General features: G+C 64.1%; 17 protein-coding genes. 8 read left to right on the top strand and 9 right to left on the bottom strand.

The features are described from left to right. Window positions 1-51: 51 nt before the first annotated feature. The 8 genes from R1W00_RS16105 to hemN are packed head-to-tail and all read left to right on the top strand — an operon-like array spanning window position 52 to window position 7,008. Window positions 52-504, top strand: coding sequence for a cytochrome c (locus R1W00_RS16105; protein WP_317263793.1), 453 nt, complete (start codon window positions 52-54; stop codon window positions 502-504). A 13-nt stretch (window positions 505-517) separates the two neighbouring features. Then, the gene (locus R1W00_RS16100) at window positions 518-1,861 is read left to right on the top strand and encodes a cbb3-type cytochrome c oxidase subunit I (protein ID WP_317263792.1); all 1,344 of its coding nucleotides are present in this window, start codon (window positions 518-520) and stop codon (window positions 1,859-1,861) included. A gap of 3 nt (window positions 1,862-1,864) precedes the next feature. Continuing rightward, on the top strand, window positions 1,865-2,659 hold the full coding sequence (locus R1W00_RS16095; protein ID WP_317263791.1) for a CbbQ/NirQ/NorQ/GpvN family protein: 795 nt from the start codon (window positions 1,865-1,867) through the stop codon (window positions 2,657-2,659). A 4-nt stretch (window positions 2,660-2,663) separates the two neighbouring features. Next, window positions 2,664-4,541 carry a nitric oxide reductase activation protein NorD gene (locus R1W00_RS16090; protein WP_317263790.1) on the top strand — a complete coding sequence of 626 codons (1,878 nt, stop codon included), beginning with the start codon at window positions 2,664-2,666 and terminating at the stop codon, window positions 4,539-4,541. Between the two features lies 1 nt (window position 4,542). Next, on the top strand, window positions 4,543-4,713 hold the full coding sequence (locus R1W00_RS16085) for a hypothetical protein (RefSeq protein ID WP_317263789.1): 171 nt from the start codon (window positions 4,543-4,545) through the stop codon (window positions 4,711-4,713). Beyond that, on the top strand, window positions 4,710-4,928 hold the full coding sequence (locus tag R1W00_RS16080; protein WP_317263788.1) for an NnrT protein: 219 nt from the start codon (window positions 4,710-4,712) through the stop codon (window positions 4,926-4,928). The genes R1W00_RS16085 and R1W00_RS16080 overlap by 4 nt, the downstream gene beginning before the upstream one ends. Then, complete coding sequence (locus R1W00_RS16075; RefSeq protein WP_317263787.1) at window positions 4,925-5,602, top strand: NnrU family protein; 678 nt, start codon at window positions 4,925-4,927, stop codon at window positions 5,600-5,602. The genes R1W00_RS16080 and R1W00_RS16075 overlap by 4 nt, the downstream gene beginning before the upstream one ends. Window positions 5,603-5,652: 50 nt before the next feature. Further along, entirely contained in the window at window positions 5,653-7,008 is a 1,356-nt protein-coding gene (gene hemN / locus R1W00_RS16070) for an oxygen-independent coproporphyrinogen III oxidase (protein WP_317263867.1), read from the top strand. Between the two features lie 6 nt (window positions 7,009-7,014). Here the strand turns inward: hemN and R1W00_RS16065 are convergent, their stop codons facing one another. From R1W00_RS16065 to R1W00_RS16025, 9 genes are all read right to left on the bottom strand, one after another. Then, window positions 7,015-7,803, bottom strand: coding sequence for a formylglycine-generating enzyme family protein (locus R1W00_RS16065; RefSeq protein ID WP_317263786.1), 789 nt, complete (start codon window positions 7,801-7,803; stop codon window positions 7,015-7,017). Window positions 7,804-7,875: 72 nt separating this feature from the next. After that, window positions 7,876-8,997, bottom strand: coding sequence for a copper-containing nitrite reductase (nirK, locus tag R1W00_RS16060; RefSeq protein WP_317263785.1), 1,122 nt, complete (start codon window positions 8,995-8,997; stop codon window positions 7,876-7,878). A 202-nt stretch (window positions 8,998-9,199) separates the two neighbouring features. Continuing rightward, window positions 9,200-10,096, bottom strand: coding sequence for an FAD:protein FMN transferase (locus tag R1W00_RS16055; RefSeq protein WP_317263784.1), 897 nt, complete (start codon window positions 10,094-10,096; stop codon window positions 9,200-9,202). Continuing rightward, on the bottom strand, window positions 10,093-10,620 hold the full coding sequence (locus tag R1W00_RS16050; RefSeq protein ID WP_317263783.1) for a nitrous oxide reductase accessory protein NosL: 528 nt from the start codon (window positions 10,618-10,620) through the stop codon (window positions 10,093-10,095). The genes R1W00_RS16055 and R1W00_RS16050 overlap by 4 nt, the downstream gene beginning before the upstream one ends. Beyond that, window positions 10,617-11,444, bottom strand: coding sequence for an ABC transporter permease (locus R1W00_RS16045; protein WP_317263782.1), 828 nt, complete (start codon window positions 11,442-11,444; stop codon window positions 10,617-10,619). Before R1W00_RS16045 ends, R1W00_RS16050 begins: the two co-directional genes overlap by 4 nt. Then, window positions 11,441-12,346 carry an ABC transporter ATP-binding protein gene (locus R1W00_RS16040; protein ID WP_317263781.1) on the bottom strand — a complete coding sequence of 302 codons (906 nt, stop codon included), beginning with the start codon at window positions 12,344-12,346 and terminating at the stop codon, window positions 11,441-11,443. Before R1W00_RS16040 ends, R1W00_RS16045 begins: the two co-directional genes overlap by 4 nt. Further along, window positions 12,343-13,596, bottom strand: a complete 1,254-nt coding sequence (locus R1W00_RS16035) for a nitrous oxide reductase family maturation protein NosD (RefSeq protein ID WP_317263780.1) — start codon at window positions 13,594-13,596, stop codon at window positions 12,343-12,345. The genes R1W00_RS16040 and R1W00_RS16035 overlap by 4 nt, the downstream gene beginning before the upstream one ends. A gap of 14 nt (window positions 13,597-13,610) precedes the next feature. After that, the gene (gene nosZ, locus R1W00_RS16030; RefSeq protein ID WP_317263779.1) at window positions 13,611-15,509 is read right to left on the bottom strand and encodes a TAT-dependent nitrous-oxide reductase; all 1,899 of its coding nucleotides are present in this window, start codon (window positions 15,507-15,509) and stop codon (window positions 13,611-13,613) included. Window positions 15,510-15,522: 13 nt separating this feature from the next. Then, window positions 15,523-17,691 carry a 4Fe-4S binding protein gene (locus R1W00_RS16025; protein WP_317263778.1) on the bottom strand — a complete coding sequence of 723 codons (2,169 nt, stop codon included), beginning with the start codon at window positions 17,689-17,691 and terminating at the stop codon, window positions 15,523-15,525. Window positions 17,692-17,753 lie beyond the last annotated feature (62 nt).

Raw genomic sequence — 17,753 nt, 5'->3', positions numbered from 1 at the left:
TCAGCCCCCGGTAGACAGCGGTTATACGAAACAATTCGACAGGACCGCGACATGTCTGAATTTCTAACCAAATCGCGGGCGAGGAACGTGTTCTACGGGGGATCCATATTCTTCGTCGTCGTGTTCGTGGCCCTCACGGCACAAAGCCACCGCCACATCGTAGACAACGCCACCGCCGGGATGCCGCTGACCGAAGAGGTCGTGCTTGGCAAACATGTGTGGGAGCGGAACTCCTGCATCAATTGCCATACGCTGCATGGCGAAGGTGCCTATTTCGCCCCCGAGGTCGGCAACGTGATGACCCGCTGGGGCGTGGCCGACGACCCTGAAGGCGCCTACGAGATGCTGGATAGCTGGATGGCCGCACAGCCCTCGGGGATCGAGGGGCGCCGCCAGATGCCGCATTTCGAGATCACCGAAGAGGAAATGCGCGGGCTCGCGGAATTCCTCCGCTGGGCCGATCAGACCGACACCCAGAACTGGCCGCCGAACGACGCGGGCTGAGGGAGAAAAAACCATGAAATACCAATCGCAAAAGGTGGCCTACGCCTATTTCCTCGCGGCCATGGCGCTGTTCGGCATACAGGTCCTCGGCGGACTGCTGCTGGGCTGGATATACGTCTCGCCCAACACGCTGTCCGAGGTCCTGCCCTTCAACATCGTGCGCATGATCCACACCAACGCGCTGATTGTCTGGCTGTTGCTGGGCTTCTTTGGCGCGGCCTACTACCTTGTTCCCGAAGAGTCCGAGCGCGAGATCTTCTCGGTCAAGCTCGCCTATATCCAGCTCGCGATCCTCGTGGTCGGCACGCTGGGCGCGGTCGGGTCCTACCTTGTCGGCATCCACGGTGGGCGCGAGTTCCTTGAACAGCCGCTCTGGGTCAAGTTCGGCATCCTCGTCGCCGCCGTGATCTTCCTTGTGAACGTCTCGCTGACCTTCCTTGCGGGGCGCAAGACGGCGATCACCAACATCCTGATGATGGGCCTGTGGCTGCTGTGCCTGCTTTGGGTCTTTGCCTTCATCAACCCCGACAACCTGAGCCTCGACAAGATGTACTGGTGGATGGTCGTGCACCTGTGGGTCGAAGCCACGTGGGAGCTGGTCATGGCCGCGATCCTCGGCTTCCTGATGCTGAAGCTGACGGGCGTCGACCGCGAAGTGATCGAGAAATGGCTTTACGTCATCGTCGCCACCGCGCTTTTCTCCGGCATCCTCGGCACCGGGCACCACTTTTACTGGATCGGCACGCCGGGCTACTGGCAGTGGATCGGCTCGATCTTCTCGACCTTCGAAGTCGTTCCGTTCTTCGCCATGATGTCTTTCGCCTTCGTCATGGTCTGGAAGGGCCGCAAGAACCACCCGAACAAGGCCGCGCTGCTGTGGTCGCTGGGATCGTCCACCGTCGCCTTCTTCGGCGCGGGCGTCTGGGGTTTCCTGCACACGCTGCACGGGGTGAACTTCTACACCCACGGCACGCAGATCACCGCCGCCCACGGGCACCTTGCTTTCTACGGCGCCTATGTCGCCCTCAATCTTGCGATGTTCACCTATGCGATGCCGCATCTGCGCCAGCGTGATCCCTATAACCAGGTGCTGAACATGGCGAGCTTCTGGCTGATGACCGGCGGCATGGCCTTCATGACCTTCACCTTGACCTTTGCCGGGACGATCCAGACGCACATGCAGCGCATCGTCGGCGACTACTACATGGATGTGCAGGACCAGCTGGGGCTGTTCTACCTGATGCGCTTCGGGTCCGGCATCGCCGTGGTGCTGGGTGCGGTGCTGTTCATCTACTCGATGCTCGTGGTGCGCCGCGAGGTGGTGAAACCCGGCCCCGTGGCCGTTCCGGGAGAGTGAGCCATGAAAGACCTGACCCATGCCGACCTGCCGTTCTACCATGCGCAATCCGATGAATGCGCGGTGTTCCAGACGGCCTATGAAAACTGCCTGCCCCTTCTTCTGAAGGGGCCGACAGGCTGCGGCAAGACCCGCTTCGTCGAACACATGGCCGCACGGCTGGGCCTGCCGTTGCACACCGTCGCCTGCCATGACGACCTGTCTGCGGCGGACCTGATCGGGCGTTACCTGTTGAAAGGTGGCGAAACCGTCTGGGTCGATGGCCCGCTGACCCGCGCCGTGCGCGAAGGCGGCATCTGCTATCTCGACGAGGTAGTCGAGGCGCGCAAGGACGTCACCGTCGTCCTGCACCCGCTGACCGATGACCGGCGTCGTCTGGTCATCGACCGCACCGGCGAGGAATTGCAGGCGCCGGGGCCCTTCATGCTGGTCGCCAGCTACAACCCCGGCTATCAGAACGTGCTGAAAAAGCTGAAGCCGTCCACGCGGCAGCGGTTTGTCTCCATCGGCTTCGATTTCCCGACACCCGAGGTCGAGACCCCGGTGGTCATACGTGAAAGCGGGCTGGACGAGGCGCGCGCCTTGGCGCTGGTGCGGCTGGCGGGCAAGATCCGCGCGCTGTCCGGCATGGACCTGGAAGAAGGGGTGTCCACCCGCCTGCTGATCTATGCCGCCACGATGATCGCACGCGGCATGCCAGTGGACCGCGCCATCGAGGCCGCCATCATCGAACCGCTGTCGGATGAGCCCGACGTGCAGCAAGCCCTGCGCGACCTGGCCGCCGTGATCTACGGGTGACGCCATGATCCACGTCCTCGACCTGATGGAGCCCGAAGAAACCGTCGGCAACCTCTGGCACGACATGGCCACGCGCTGGGGGGCGGTTGCGGGCAATGCGGACCGCGCAGTGACGTTCGAGGCCATGCGGTCTTCGGTGCTGGCGCTGTTCCGGGCGTTGGGCGGCGCGGCGGGGGTGGAAATCACCCCGGCCCCGCTGACCACATCGGACCACCGCCCCGACCGGCTGAGGCGCATCGGCACGCCGCGCGAAAAGGCGCATGTGGCCGATTTCGACGGTGACCGACTGCGCCTGCCGCCGGTGATCGACACCTTTCCCACGCGCGATCTCAACCGCGCCTGCTACCTGTGGCTGACCGCCCTGGCGGCGCTGGTTGACCTGCCCGACACGCAGGCCGATCCGCTGGCCGCCGACCGGGCCGAAATTGCCGCGCTGGCGCAGGCCTCGGACCGCGCCTATGTTGCCTGCCCCGGTCTGCGCGTGCCTCATACCGCGTTCTGCACCCACATCACCCTGCATCGCCACCGTACCGGGCTGCCGCGTTGCGAAGCCGGGATCGAGCGGATGCTGCTGGACCAACTCTGCGGCCACGCGCAACAGCGCGAATGCCTGACCTGCCCCGCCCCGCGCGGTTACCGCAGCTTTGCGCCGCTGCCGATCTGGCCGCGCCTGCGCACCCGCATGCGCAGCGACCAGCCCGCCGCCGCCAGTGACGAGGCCCCCGCCCCAGCCATGGCCCTGCCCACCCGCAAGGAGGCCCGCCGCGAAGACCGCGATCAGGCCAACCGCAATGACAGCTTCATCGTGCACCGGTTCGAATCGATCATGTCCTGGGCCGAAAGCCTGAACATCAACCGCATGGTCGATGACGACGATCAGGACAACGCCGCCAAGGCCGCCGAGGATCAGGACCACCTGACCTTGTCGCAGAATATCAAACGCGCGGCGACCCGGCTGCGCCTGTCGCTGGACATGTCGCCGCAGGATGCCGATCACGAACGGCTTGCCGGGCGTTTCACCTATCCCGAATGGAACCGCCGCACCGGCATCTACATGCCGGATCATAGCCGCGTGCTCGAAGCGGAGGCCGTGCCGCGCGCCGACTACGCCCCCGATCCGCGCCTTGTCGCCCGCGTGCGCCGCCAGTTCGCGCCCCTACATCCGCGCCGCGTCATCCTGCCCCGGCAACTGGACGGCGACGATCTGGATCTTGACGCCGTCGTGACTTCGCAGACCGACATGGCGTGCGGCCAGCAGGGCAGCGACCGGGTCTGGCAATCGGGCCGCCCGATGGCACGTGACCTGAGCGTGGCGATCCTGATGGACTGCTCGCGGTCCACCGAAGCGGCCCTTGGCGACACCTCGGTGATCGAAACCGCACGCGAGGCATTGGCCGCGTTGGCCTGCGGCATCGACACGGCGGGCGACCGTCTGGGCATCTGGGGGTTTTCATCCCTGAAACGCGACCGGGTGTTCCTGCACCGCGCCAAGACCTTTGCCGAGCCGATGTCCAATGCCGTCACCACCCGTATCGGTGGCTTTCGCCCCGGCCACTACACGCGCCTCGGGGCGGCGATCCGACATGTTTCCGCGCAACTGGCGGACGAAGGCGCAACCCGCCGCCTGTTGCTGGTGCTGACCGACGGCAAGCCCAACGATCTTGACCATTACGAAGGCCCACATGGCATCGAAGACAGCCGCATGGCCGTCCGCGAGGCCCGCGCGCTGGGTCAGGCCGTGCATGGCGTGATCGTCGATCAGGACGGGCAGGACTGGTTCGCGCGCATCTTTGGCCGCGCGGGCTTTACCCTGCTGCCCGATCCCGGACGCCTGCCCCGCGCCCTGCCCGACATCTACCAGACCCTGACCATGGAGAGCTGACATGAAACGCCTTTTCGCCCTTGCCGCCCTGATCCCCGCCCCGGCGCTTGCCGGGTTCGAGCGGCCCATCCCGCAACCGCAGAACGACGTGGCCGAGTTCTGGTTTTTCGTGGGCTCCGTCGCTCTGATCGCGGCGCTGGTCGCCGTACAGATGCTGGTCAGCCGTCGATGAGACCCTCGTGGAAGCTGCTCGCGGCGCTCTATCCGTTTGGCGCGGGCGCGATGGGAGTGAACCTGTTCTTTGCCTCGCTGATCGGGTCGTGGTTGGGCTGGCCGGTACTGTCGCCTTGGCAGTCTGCCGCCGGGGGGCTGGTGATCGGTCTCCCGGCAACCTTTGCCTTTGCCTGTCACATCACCCGACTGATGAAGGAGGTCGACGAAGCATGAGCGGCTGGACCGAATACACCCTTGCTCTGGCGCTGTTCGCGGCCAGCCATTTTGTGCCCCGCCTCGGTGGCCTGCGCGAAAAGCTGATCGGTGCCTTCGGTCGGAAAGCCTATTTCGCCGTCTATGGCGTCATGTCGCTGGTGCTGCTCGTCTGGTTGATCGCCGCCGCCGGGCGCGCGCCCTTTGTCGAGCTTTGGCCGCAGATGTCCTGGACTCGCTGGGTGCCGAATGTCGCGATGCCCGTGGCGCTGGTGCTGGTTGCTTGCGGCGCCGGGATGGCGCAACCCTTTACCCTGGGTGGACGCAAGACCTTCGCCCCCGCCCAACCCGGTTTCGCCGCCGTCTCGCGCCATCCGCTGTTCCTTGCGCTGGCGCTGTGGGCCGGGGCGCATCTGGTGCCGAATGGCGATCTGGCCAATGTGATCCTGTTCGGCAGCTTCACCGCCATGGCGCTGACCGCCATCCCAGCTTTTGATGCCAAGGCGCGGCGCACGCTTGGCCCTGCGTTCTTCGATCAGACCGCGCTGTTTTCGCTGAAGCCCTTCGCCGACCCGAAGTGGCGTCGGGCCAACCTGCGCCGACTGCTGATCCGCTGCGCCATCGGTATGATCCTGTGGATGGCCTTGCTGCATCTTCATACGGCGGTGATCGGCGTTTCGGCCTTTCCGGTCTGAAGTTGATCCTGCGCAAAGTCGCGGCGTTACAAAAAGCGCATATCACGCATATGAAACAGATCGACCGCCTCAGAACCCTTGGCCTGTTCGACAGCCGGGTGCCCCGCTACACCTCGTACCCCACCGCCCCGGTCTTTTCGCCCGGGGTAGGCGCGGCCGACCAAACCCGCGCGCTGGCCGCGCTTGACCCGGACCAACCCGTCTCGGTCTATATCCACATCCCGTTCTGCGAACGCCTGTGCTGGTTCTGTGCTTGCCGCACTCAGGGGACAAAGACCTTGTCACCGGTGGAAAGCTACCTTGGCACGCTGGAACAGGAACTGGCGCTGCTGAAGCACATCCTTCCCAAGGGCCTGCGCATGGGGCGGATGCATTGGGGCGGCGGCACGCCGACGATCCTGCCGCCAGAGATGATCCATCGGCTGGCGCAGGCCGTGCGTGCGGTGATCCCGCCGACCGAGAATAACGAATTCTCGGTCGAGATCGACCCCACGATGGTCGACCGCGCCAAGATCGCGGCTCTGGCATCCGAAGGCATGAACCGCGCCAGCATCGGCATTCAGGATTTCGACCCGCTGGTGCAGCAGTCCATCGGGCGCGAGCAACCCTTTGACATCACGCGGGCCTGCGTCGACGATCTGCGCGCTGCCGGAATCCGGTCGCTGAATGCCGACCTCGTCTACGGCCTTCCGCACCAGACCGCCGCGCGGCTGGACGACACCGTGTCCAAGGTGCTGGACCTTGCCCCGGACCGTGTCGCGCTGTTCGGCTATGCCCATGTGCCGTGGGTCTCGAAACGGCAAAAGCTGATCCCCGAAGATGCCTTGCCCGCCGAAGAGGCCCGCCACGCGCTGGCCAACCTTGCCGCTGATCGCTTTATCGGCGCCGGGCTGACAGCCATCGGCATCGACCACTTTGCCCGTCCCGAAGACGGGCTGGCCCGCGCCGCCGCCAGCGGCCACCTGAGGCGTAACTTTCAGGGCTATGTCGATGACACCTGCCCAACGCTGATCGGCCTGGGGGCGTCGTCGATCTCTCGCCTGCCGGAGGGCTATGTGCAGAACGCGTCCGCCACAGCCGCCTATATCCAGCGGATCGAGGCCGGGCAGCTGGCGGGGGCGCGGGGCCACATTATGACCGGCGACGACCTGCTTCGCGCCCGCGCCATCGAGATGCTGATGTGCGATTTCCGGCTCGACCGCGCCGCGCTGCGCCGTACATTTGGCGCGCTGGCCGCGACGCTGGATGCGCAGATCGCACTGGTGGGCGAACGGTTCGGAGATCTGGTCGCCGTGACGGACGACGCGCTGAGCATCGCCCCGGAGGGCCGAGCCCTGACGCGGATCATCGCCAGCGCCTTTGACGCGCATGTGCCGGACGGCATCCGCTTCAGTCAGGCATCATAGCGGGGGTCACTCCCCCCGCACCAACCGAAACCCGAGGTGATCCGGCGGCAGCCCAACGGCACAGCCGCCGCCACTGGCGTCGCGGACAAAGTCGATCACCGCCGCCCGGTGGACACCCCCCGCGATACGGACCCCGCAATAGGGATCGGTCTTGGCCACCCGGCCATCCTCCGTCAGCGTGCCGGTCTGCATACACCCGTCCGTCCATTCCCAAATATTGCCCGAAACGTCCGCCAACCCATTGGAATTCAATCCGAAGGTTCCCGCAGCATAGAGCGCCGGATCGGCCTTGAGGCGCAGCGTTGCGCCGTTTTCGTAACTCGCCAGCATCTGCGCGCCGGGATCGGCCGCCGCAGGGTCCGGCGCACTGTCGCCATAGCGTTCCGCAGCGGCCAATTGCCATTCGACGTCCGAGGGCAGGCGCCAGGACGCTCCGGTCTGCTGCGAATACCATTGGGCAAAGGCCGTGGCGTCCTGCCAGTTGACGCCGGTCTGCGGCGCATCCGGGGCCAACACGCGCGCGCCTTCGCAGGCGCCATCGGCGACACAGGCGGCATATTGCGCGCCCGTCACCTGGTATTTCATGATGTCAAAGCCCGGCACGGTCGTTTGCACGACCCTTGGCGTGCGTGTCTTGCCGGACAAGGCAAAATTCCCCAAGGGCCTGAACGCAATCTCTCCTGTGGCGACACGAACCATCTCCGGCGGGTCGAACGGTGGGTCCGAGGGGCGTTTCGCCCCCACGCCCAGGACCGTCACAAGCCCGACCGCAGCCATTACCAACGTAACTTTCATCGAAACCTCCTTGAAACGGCAAGGGGGGCCGCATTGTGCAACCGCCCCTCTCCCGTCCTCTCCGTGGTTGCCTCAGAAGGCGTTCAGGTCGCTGGGCGCAAGGACCTGTTCCATCAGGTCGTTGTTCCACTCACCCTCGACCTTGACGTGGGCCGTCGCGCCAAGGTTTACCGCCTCGATCAAGTTGTGGTTCACGTAGGCGTAGACCCCCGGTTGCAGGAAGGTATACAGCGCCGCCCCGGCCGAGCCGCCCCGAATGAACCATGTCTCCATGTCGCGGTCGGGGATGTTGTTGAACTTGCCGTGTTCCCAGACCAGGTCGCCATGCCCGCCGATCAGGTGCGGACGGGTGTCGCGGTTGGCTTGGCTGTGCACGAACAGGACCCGTTCACCGACATTGGCGGTCATTGCGTTGTCGCCGGTCAGCGCGCCGACCTTGCCGTTGAAGACCACATGCGTCGGGATCAGCCCGTTCATGACTTCGAGCGTGTCAGGATAGCTTTCGCCCGGATCGGCGTAGCGCTTGTAATTGCCATCCTCGTCCTTCGGAATGTAGAACTCATTCTCGCCGATATAGTAGACGCGGTCATAGCCGACGGGCTTGCCCTCGTGGTCCTTCAGCCCGTCGCGCGGCAGCACCATGATCGTGCCGGCCATGCCGGACGCCACATGCCACGGGATCATCGGGCCACCTGGTGCGCAGTGATAGACGAAGGTGCCGGGACGGGTTGCCTTGAACCGCAGGATGGTCTTTTCGCCCGGGTTCACGTGGGTCAGCGCACCACCGCCCAACGCGCCGGTCGCGGCGTGGAAATCGATGTTGTGCTGCATCAGGTTGTCTTCGGGGTTGATGAGGGTCAGTTCGACGTAGTCGCCCTCATGCACCACCATCATCGGTCCGGGGATCGACCCGTCAAAGGTCATGCCTTGCAGATAGGCCCCGTCATCGACCTCGATTTCCTTTTCGATGATCTTCATCTCGAATTCGACGATGCGCGGCGCGCCCGGCGCGACCTGTTCGTGATCATGCACAAAGGGAGGCGCGACCAGTTCGCGCTTTACACGGGTGAGGCTCGACAGGTCCGCAGGAGCGGCAAGCGGCGCGGCCTCCGTCTCGGCATGGACGGCCTTGGCCAGGATCGGAAGTGACGCAACCCCGGCTGCGCCCATCAGTGCGGCTCTTCTCGTAAACATGTTCTCATTCCTTTTTCGGTACATCTGCGCGTTGAAGAGAAGTTACCCAGAGGTCCGGCGCGGAACGTTGCGAAAATGCAAACTCCGCCCAATTTGCCGCGAATTCTACTCGTGCGGAGCAGGGGCTTGCCGGCTCGGTTCCGTACAAAAGGAAACGCCCCCACGGGTTGCGCGGGGGCGACAGGTGAGGGGTTCAGTTTTTTCAGGCGCGCACGAGGTCGACCCCGACCTTGTCGAGCAGGTGAAGCCGATCATCAGGCAGGACGACGGCAGCAGTCGACGCGGCATCCGCCACGGCAGCACTGAAGTGCAGGGCACTGACAGGACCGGACCGGAGCACGGCCCCGCCATTCGGAGCGAAGATGTGCCCAACCCCAAGAGGCGCCGAGATCAAGGTCCCGGCAGCGTCCGACGTCGCGACAGCCCGGTCCGTCAGGGTCAAGCTACGCCCCGAAGGCAACCGCACCGGCCAGCCTTGTCCGTTCAAACGCCCCATGGCGCGGATCTCGCCCGCGTTCACCATGACATCGCGCAAGCCCTGTCGGCGCATGAGCCGCGACAGGCTGTCCGTGGCATATCCTTGCGCAATTCCGTTCAGCGTCAAGGCCATCCCGGCCCGCCCGAGGCGCACGGAATTTTCATCCATCGACACGCGGTCAAATCCGACCAGAGCTTGCGCCGCCGCGATGTCGTGGGGCAACGCCGCCCGACCCAAAGCGGCCGCCTTGGCATGGGCATCGAACAGCGGCTGCACGGTCGGGTCGAATGCGCCTTCGGTCGCGTGATACATCTCGCGTGCCAGCGATAGCAGGGCCAGCATGTCGGGATCAGGCGCACGCAACACGCCGTCCCGGTTCAGGCGCGATAGGGCACTGTCAGAGCGATAGAGCGAGAACAGCCCTTCGATACGGTTGAGTTCCGCTTCGATCGCGCGAAAGATTGGGGTGGCTTCATCCTCGGAGATACCGGAAAGGGCAACCTGCGCTGTGGCCCCAAGCGCGGTTCCGCGCCAGACGGCCACCGGCGTGCCTGCGGTCAGCCGGGTGGCCGCACAGGTTGCACCAGCCAGTGTCAGAAAACGTCTTCGGGTCAGCGTCATTGGCCTGCTCCCGCGTGCGCCGGATGGCCGGACATCTGCGCCATGTCAGGTCGGACATAGGTTTCGGGCACCGCATCCCACGCGACGACCCTGCCGCCGTGGTCCGCCACAAACGCCGCCGCCGCATCAGTAGAGCCAAAGGGGATGACCTCGGGCACACCCATCCCGCCAAGCCGGTCGCTTTCGATCACAAAGGCCGCGCTGCCAGACGCCAGCCAGTTGTCGAGGCCGGGCAAAGCCCAGCTTTCGGCGCGAGACATGTCGGACACGAAGACGCCCATAACCTCGGCATCGCGTTCCGGGTCGTGCATATAGGCCACCGCGTCAGAGACCTGGCTGAACCACAGTGGGGCAGAATGACCCTTCAGGTGGACCTGCGCCTTGGGGCCGGGATGGTCGGCGACGAACATCTGGCAATAATGGCCAAGCGCCTCATCCGTCATCTCAACCGGGGCAATGGTAGCGATGTCCTCCTTGCAGGCAGCAAGGCCAAGGACGAGGATGGCGAGGACAACAGGTTTCATGGGACGATCCTTTTCGTACGGCGAATGCCAAGTGCCAGCACCGCCAAAAGCCAGAGCCCCAGCACGGCAAGCGCCGCTGTCGGCGGGAATGGCAGGGTTGAGGCAAGCCCGTCGATCCCGGCCACCGGCGCGGTGTCAATCAGAGCGAGGTTGTACAGGCGAAACGCGTCTGCTGGATTGGCAACCACCAGCCAAGGGAAAACCTGTGACGCGAAGATGCCCTCGCTTGCGGCCATCACACTGCCGAGCAGCGCAAGATCATAGATCACCACCAGGACCAGCCAGAGCCCCACAGCCGATGCTGCGGCAGTCGCCGTGCGCCCGGCCATGGCAGACAGCATCAGGCCAAAGCCGACAAAGACCGACCCCAGGACAAAGGCCGTGGCCATCAGGCGCATCCATGCGGCAATGCCGGATGGCCCGGTGCCAAACGACAGCGCCAGAAATGCGCCCGCAGCGCCGAAGGCCAGAAGCGTTGCCGCTCCGACAGCCAACGACTGGGCCGCGAACTTTCCGACAAAGATCTCCCACCGTCGGACGGGGCTGGCCAGTGTCAGGGCCAACGCACCGCGCTCGATTTCTCCAGCGAAGGAATCGTAGGACATCAGCAGAGCGATCAACGGGATCAGGTAGACTGACAGCGTCGCAAGGCTCGCCGCCGTCAGGGTCAGGGCATCGGCGTCCAGCGCGGCCCCCTGCCCTGCGCCGAAAATGCCCAGCACCACGGCAAACAGGCCCAAGATGCCGGTTGCCAGTCCGACCCACAGATTGCGCCGGGCCAGCCTGAACTCCTGCACAAAGATCGTGCCGATACGCGTGGTCATGCCTGATCCCCCTTGGTATCCGAAAAATGGCGGTAGATGTCGTTCAGCCCGGGGGCCAAGACGTCGACCTCGTGCAGGGCATCCCGGTGCTGACCGAGTTGAAGCAACACGCCAAGTTTGGCATCGGGTGCGCAGTCGATCTCAAGTCGACATCCGTTCACCCGACGCCCGCCCAGATCGGATTGCAGTTGGTCTGCCTGCCCCTGCTTTGCGGTCACGCGAATGGTCGTGCGCAGCGCGGCGGCGGCGGCAAGCTCGGCCAAAGTCCCGGACGCACGCAGGCGACCCCGCGACAGGATCGCGACGCGGTCGGTCTGGTCCTGAACCTCTTCCAACCCGTGCGAGGAGAGCAGAACGGCGCAGCCGCGCGCCGCGGCCTCGGCGATGACGGTGTAGAAATCGTGGCGCGATACAGGGTCGAGACCGCTTGTCGGCTCGTCCAGCAACAGCAGGCGGGGCGCGCCGATCAGGGCCTGTGCAAGGCCAAGCCGCTGTCGCATGCCTTTGGAATAGGTGCGGACCCGGCGGTCGGCGGCGTCTGCCAGTCCAACCCGGTTCAGCAACCCGTCGATCTCGGACCGGGACGCCCCCCGCAGACCCGAGAAATAGGCCAGCACTTCGCGCCCGGTCAGGCTTTGCGGAAAGGACACGACTTCGGGCAGATAGGACATGGCAATCCGCGCCGCGTCCGAGCCGGGCCGGTGTCCCGCCACGGTGATCGCCCCCTCACCCGGCGCAAGAAACCCGAGGATCGCCTTGAACAGCGTGGATTTGCCCGCACCGTTATGGCCCAGAAGCGCCAGACGTTCGCCGGGCGAAACGGCCAGTGTCACGCCGTCCAGCGCTTTGAGCGGGCCAAAGGGCAGGCTGACATCGCGAATGTCGAGAATGGGCTGTGTCATGAGGGATCTCCCTGCGGAAGGCCTGCACCCTCGGGCGAGACCAAAGGATGGCTGTCGATCACACCGCCGGGCAGAAGCCCCGGGAACCGCGATTGCGACCAGCGGATGAGCTGTACGGCCGGGGTGCCCATCAGGAGACGCGCCGCCGGTTGTGACCAGACCAAACGATCAATACTGTCGTTGGGGCGGTAGGGGCTGTCGACCAATCCGTCACCGTTGACGTCAAAGCCCGCCTGATCGGACCAGTAGTTACCGCGTGCGCCGTCTGACCATTCCAGCCAGCGGGTTCCGACATATTTTACCTGTGTCCGATTGCCGACAAAGGCATTTCCTGTCAACACGTTACCCTGACTTCCAGCGGTGAAATGCACGCCGATCCCACAACCCTCAAACAGGTTCCCGTCAAAGACGTTTTGGTTGGAGTTGTAGACGAACAAGCACTTCTCGCCGCCATTACGGACTTCGTTCTGCCGCAGCTCGGCCTTGTTGGCGAAGTTCATGAAAAAGCCGTGGTTGGCGTCGCCATTAGATAGATTGCGCTCCACGGTCAGCCGGGTCGAATACATGAAGGCAAAGCCCATGTCGTTGCCGTGGCTGATGTTGTCCGTCACCTCGATCCGGTTGGCATACATCGAATGAAAGGCAAATCGCAGGTCGCTGAAATGGTTGCTCCGGTAGACCGCCTCGTTCGAGGTGGTGATGAAAACACCGTCGCGTCCCTTGGAAATCTGGTTGTCCTCGACCAACAGGCGCGGTGCATTCCAGACGTAAATGCCCGGACCCCGTTCAGGCACCCGAAGGTCGTTGCGGCCCTCGATCCGGTTGCCTCGGATCGTGACACCCGTGGCGCCATGCACGTCGATTCCGATCAGGTTGCCGGTCAGGGTCACGCCTTCAACCCGAGCGCCCTTAGCGCCCTTCAGCAGGCGAATACCGCTGTCGAACTCGCTCAGCCGCGCGCCAGCGCCGGTGATCGTGACGCCGGAAATCGTAACGTCCGGGGCCGTCACGGTGATGACCGATCCCTCGCCCGGACCGTCGACCCGGGCGAGAGCCCCCGTGAGGGCAAGTGGCTTGTCGATCTGCACCGGCCCGGCATAGGTGCCTTCACCAAGCACCAGTTCATCGCCGGGCCGGGCGGTCGCGATTGCCCGCGCCAGCGCCCCCTTCCCCGGTCGCACCTCGACCCTTTCCGCCAAACAGGCGAACGGGGTGAGGATCATCAAAAGGACCGGGATCAGGAAACGCATGACGGGCCCTCCTCTTACGCGACCGGCTTGACCAGCATCCGGCCGCGCATCTCCATGTGGAGCGCGTGGCAGAACCACTGGCAGTAGTACCAATGCACGCCGGGCCGGTCGGCGGTGAAAGTTACGGAAGCAGTGGCCTGCGGCCCGACCTCGAAGGCGACGCCATGATTGCCAAGCGTGAAGCCGTGGGTCAGGTCGTCCACCTCGTCCATGTTCGAGACGTAGATCGTCACCTCGTCGCCCTGGTTGACCTCGAACTTGTCGAGGCTGAAGGCTGGCGCGACCGAATGCATGTAGACTCGCACTTTGTTGCCGTCGCGGATCACGTCGGCGCCCCAGTCAAGGTCGACACCGTCCTTTTCCGCCTGAACCCGCGCCTCTTCCCAAAGCGGATCGGCCCGGTCATAGACCGCCGCCGGGTTGACCTTGTCGGCGCGCACCAGAATGCAGTCATGCGGCTCGGCAAAGGTCGGGCCATCGTGCACCAGTTCCATTCCGCCGCCGGAAATGTCGATCAACTGATCGTTCTCGGGCTTCAGCGGGCCGACATTCAGGAAACGGTCCTTCGAGAACTTGTTGAGCGATATCAGGAATTGCCCGTCCGCCTCCAGCGTCTCGCCCATGGTGGTGTGGTTGTGGCCGGGTTGGTAATGCACATCGATCTTTTTCAGGATCGGGTCCACATCGGTGCCGTCATAGGCACGCACCGCGTCTTCGATGTTCCACATCACCATCTGGCTGTCGAGGAACAGCGTCGTATACGCGTTGCCCTTGCCGTCGAAGGCGGTGTGAAGCGGGCCAAGACCCAGTTGCGGTTCCGCCACCACGGCAGAGCGCGGCTCTGCCCCGTCGAACACCGCCTGAAGCTTGGTCACGTCGATCACGGTGACGGTGGGGGACAGCTTGCCGTTGATGCACAGGTGCACCTTGTCGGGGGCCATGTTGCAGCCATGCGGGCTGTTGGAGACGGGGATATACGCGGTGTATTTCGACCCGTGCCGACCGTCCAACACCTTGACGCCGTTATATTCCTTGTAATCCCCGGCCTGGATACCCGCCTCGATGGCGGCGATGCTGAAGACGACGACCCAGTCCTGTTCGTTCTCGGTCATCTCGGCCAACGTCACGCCCTCTTCGGAGTTGTAAGAGGTCGAGAACGCCCATTTGCCCTCGTAATCCGCATCGCAGTTGTCGAGATTGCCGTCGACGATCACCTGCCAGGCGATCTCCATCGTGTCGCCGTCGATGGCGGTGAAGATAGAATGGTACTGCTTCGGATCATCCAGGATGGCCCCGTCATTGGGCAGCGGGATGCGGTGTTCGCCATTGGCAAAGACATAGCCGGTGCGCGGATATTTCTGCGGCCGCAGGCCGTGGATGTCCGAGGTGTTCGGAATCTCGATGATCTTGTCGGTCTTCATGATGTCGCAGCGGATGCGCGCGACGCGGGTGTTGGCCTTGTCGTTGGCGAACAGGTAGCGCCCGTCATAGGTGCCCTCGGTAAAGGACATGTGCGGGTGGTGCAGGTCGCCGTTGTCATAGGTGACACGGCCCCGCTTGGCGAGGAACGCCTTGGTTTCCGGCAGCAGGCCATCGGTCAGGATCTTGAGGCTTTCGTTGGTCGAGCCCCAGCCGGTTGCCGAACAGCGGTTGAACACGGGGATGCGCATCAGCTCGCGCATGGACGGCACCCCGATGATGCGCACCTCGCCCGACTGGCCCGAGGACCAGAAGCCGTAATAGCTGTCCAACTGGCCGGGGGCGATTTCGGGCGCGCCGGTCGCCGCATAGGCGCTGCGCGCCGAGGCCAGCAGGCCAAGCCCGCCCGTTCCGGCAACGGTGGCCAGCGCCGCTGCCCCGGCCGTGCCCTTGAACAAGCCCCTGCGGGATACGCCGTGGGTTTCTTCGGTCATGGGGTTCTCTCCTTCATTTCATGTTTGAAAGCTGGTTGGGATGGCCGAGGTTCAGCCGGTCGGCGTGGGCAGTCAGTGCCGCTGCCGAAGCCGCATCCCGTGCGCGTCGCTTGTCTTTCTTGATGACGACCGGGCAGCGCGCGTGATCCTGGTAAAGCACTTGGCAATTCAGGCAGGAAATGCACTCGTTCGGGTTGATCTCGCCGGTGGGGTGGATGGCGTCGACCGGGCAGTCGCTGGCGCACAGCTGACAGGGGTTGCCACACTCCTTGTAGCGCTTGAGCCAGCGGAACATGTGCATCCGCGCTGGGATCGCCAGCCCGCCGCCCAAGGGGCAGACGTAGCGGCAGTAGAACCGTTCGATGAACAGACCCGGCAGCAGGAAAGCGAGCGCGATCAGCACATAGGACAGCGGGCGCGCGAATTTCAGGATGATCGCGGTCTTGAAGGGCTCAATCTCGGCAAAGCGTTCCGCCAGTTCCAGCGAATAGAGCGACATCCCGAATAGTCCGAGGAAGAGGATGTATTTCACCGCCCAAAGCCGTTCGTGCAGCCCCCAGGGCAGCGTCACTTGTGGCACCCGGAACCGCCGCGCGATCTTGTTCGACAACTCCTGCAAGGCACCGAACGGGCAAAGCCAGCCGCAATAGGCCCCACGCGCCCAGAACAGCAACGCGGCGGCGACGGAAAACCACAGGATGAAGATCAGCGGATCCATCAGGAAGGTGTTCCAGTCGAAATCGCTGAACAGCGCGTTCACCACCGCGAGGATGTTGACGACCGAAAGCTGCGCGTTGGCGATCCAGCCGACGAAGACCAGCGTGAACACAAGATAGGCATTGCGCAGGATGGCGAAGTGGCGTGCGTGCCGGGTGGCAAAGCTTTGGAAGAAGAAGACGCCGGACAAAAGCGCGAGCGCTGTGGCCAGCACGATGACCTGAAGGCGCTTGGTCTGCCAGATGCGTTGCCACAGGGCATCGCGGGCGTCGGCGTCGGTCAGCTCGGGTTGGGTCTTGGCGACGGGCACCGGGGCAATTGTGCGGGTATAGGTTTGGGGCAGTTCGTATCCCAGATCATAGGTCAGAAAGACCTTCTCGATCGGCCCGACTGCCCGGCTGACAAGGAACTGCAACCGGAAGGGTGCGGCAGGGTCGAACCTGGCGTCAGCCGGAATGACGAAGATGTCCATCTCGGTCAGATCGGGCGCGCCCTCGGCGGCGGCTTGCACGATCCGGCTGTGGTTTCGGTCGTGGAACCGCACGGAAATGTCACCCTGGATCAGTTGGAAGCGATCGAAAATTCCGCCACGCACATAGCCCGATCCCTTGAAGGACCAGCGCCCGGCCCCAAACACGGCGATGGCTTCGTCGCCCGGTTCCAGCCGCGCCGACAGGTTCTCCCACGCGGCGTCGCCCAGCAAAGACCGCCCGATTGCAGGCTGGCTGACCACCGCCGTCCAGATATCGACATAGGGATCTGTTTCTGGCCCCGGCTCGGCATTCTTCGCAGTGCGCGAATCGCCAAGCGCCGCGAAATCCGAATTGATCAAAGCCACGTCCAGCGTCAGCCGCCGCAAGGCGCCATTGCCCGCCAGCGTCTGCCAATCGGTGACTTGACCGGCGTCGCGATCAATCTCGCGCACGGGCCCACGCGCCTCGGGTGCGGTAAAACCATCCAGACCCAGAGCCCGCGCGGCCTTGACCCCGGCGCGCAGGATCGAGTCGTCGATCACCATGATTGTGACCGTCGCACCCGAGACGATTTCCAGTTCATCGGCGTCACGCGGACCGGAAACGCCGCGCAGGTCGAACCCCGTATAGTGTTCGATCACGGCGCGAATGTCAGCCTCGGGAATGCCGACCAGAACGATCGGCTCCGAGTGTTTCAACAATTGCGCGCCGGTCAGAACGGCGTCCGGGGAAATCCCGACGGCGACATGGATCGGTTTGCCGGAATACCCTGTTGTTGGCACGAAATCCGACGTCAGGAATATCCAGCCTACCGTTTCAGTGCCTTTCAATGCGGGCACAAGACCGTCTTCACGCACCGGCCCGAGACTGGTTGCGCCGGGCACAACCGAGCCGATCTCCAGTTTTCCCAGAAACTTGCCGATCAGCGGATCGGCTGTCACCGAAAACGCGCTGCCCCACAGCAGGACCAACGCAATGAGCATGCGGATCATCAAGTGTTGCATCGGTTCTCGCATCGCCTCGCATCAGGGTCGTCCTGTCAGGCAAGGCGTAG

This window comes from Rhodovulum sp. FJ3 (genome assembly GCF_032918305.1).
Taxonomy (GTDB): domain Bacteria; phylum Pseudomonadota; class Alphaproteobacteria; order Rhodobacterales; family Rhodobacteraceae; genus SAT37.
The sequence above is the reverse complement of the archived record's forward strand: the minus strand, read 5'-3'. Positions and strand labels throughout refer to the sequence as shown.

Coding starts and splice junctions, on each gene's coding strand:
- nirK (WP_317263785.1), bottom strand. CDS start 8,997: ATGTTTACGAGAAGAGCCGCACTGATGGGCGCAGCCGGGGTTGCGTCA.
- R1W00_RS16050 (WP_317263783.1), bottom strand. CDS start 10,620: ATGAAACCTGTTGTCCTCGCCATCCTCGTCCTTGGCCTTGCTGCCTGC.
- R1W00_RS16100 (WP_317263792.1), top strand. CDS start 518: ATGAAATACCAATCGCAAAAGGTGGCCTACGCCTATTTCCTCGCGGCC.
- R1W00_RS16075 (WP_317263787.1), top strand. CDS start 4,925: ATGAGCGGCTGGACCGAATACACCCTTGCTCTGGCGCTGTTCGCGGCC.
- R1W00_RS16055 (WP_317263784.1), bottom strand. CDS start 10,096: ATGACGCTGACCCGAAGACGTTTTCTGACACTGGCTGGTGCAACCTGT.
- nosZ (WP_317263779.1), bottom strand. CDS start 15,509: ATGACCGAAGAAACCCACGGCGTATCCCGCAGGGGCTTGTTCAAGGGC.
- R1W00_RS16080 (WP_317263788.1), top strand. CDS start 4,710: ATGAGACCCTCGTGGAAGCTGCTCGCGGCGCTCTATCCGTTTGGCGCG.
- R1W00_RS16095 (WP_317263791.1), top strand. CDS start 1,865: ATGAAAGACCTGACCCATGCCGACCTGCCGTTCTACCATGCGCAATCC.
- hemN (WP_317263867.1), top strand. CDS start 5,653: ATGAAACAGATCGACCGCCTCAGAACCCTTGGCCTGTTCGACAGCCGG.
- R1W00_RS16105 (WP_317263793.1), top strand. CDS start 52: ATGTCTGAATTTCTAACCAAATCGCGGGCGAGGAACGTGTTCTACGGG.
- R1W00_RS16040 (WP_317263781.1), bottom strand. CDS start 12,346: ATGACACAGCCCATTCTCGACATTCGCGATGTCAGCCTGCCCTTTGGC.
- R1W00_RS16025 (WP_317263778.1), bottom strand. CDS start 17,691: ATGATCCGCATGCTCATTGCGTTGGTCCTGCTGTGGGGCAGCGCGTTT.
- R1W00_RS16035 (WP_317263780.1), bottom strand. CDS start 13,596: ATGCGTTTCCTGATCCCGGTCCTTTTGATGATCCTCACCCCGTTCGCC.
- R1W00_RS16090 (WP_317263790.1), top strand. CDS start 2,664: ATGATCCACGTCCTCGACCTGATGGAGCCCGAAGAAACCGTCGGCAAC.
- R1W00_RS16085 (WP_317263789.1), top strand. CDS start 4,543: ATGAAACGCCTTTTCGCCCTTGCCGCCCTGATCCCCGCCCCGGCGCTT.
- R1W00_RS16045 (WP_317263782.1), bottom strand. CDS start 11,444: ATGACCACGCGTATCGGCACGATCTTTGTGCAGGAGTTCAGGCTGGCC.
- R1W00_RS16065 (WP_317263786.1), bottom strand. CDS start 7,803: ATGAAAGTTACGTTGGTAATGGCTGCGGTCGGGCTTGTGACGGTCCTG.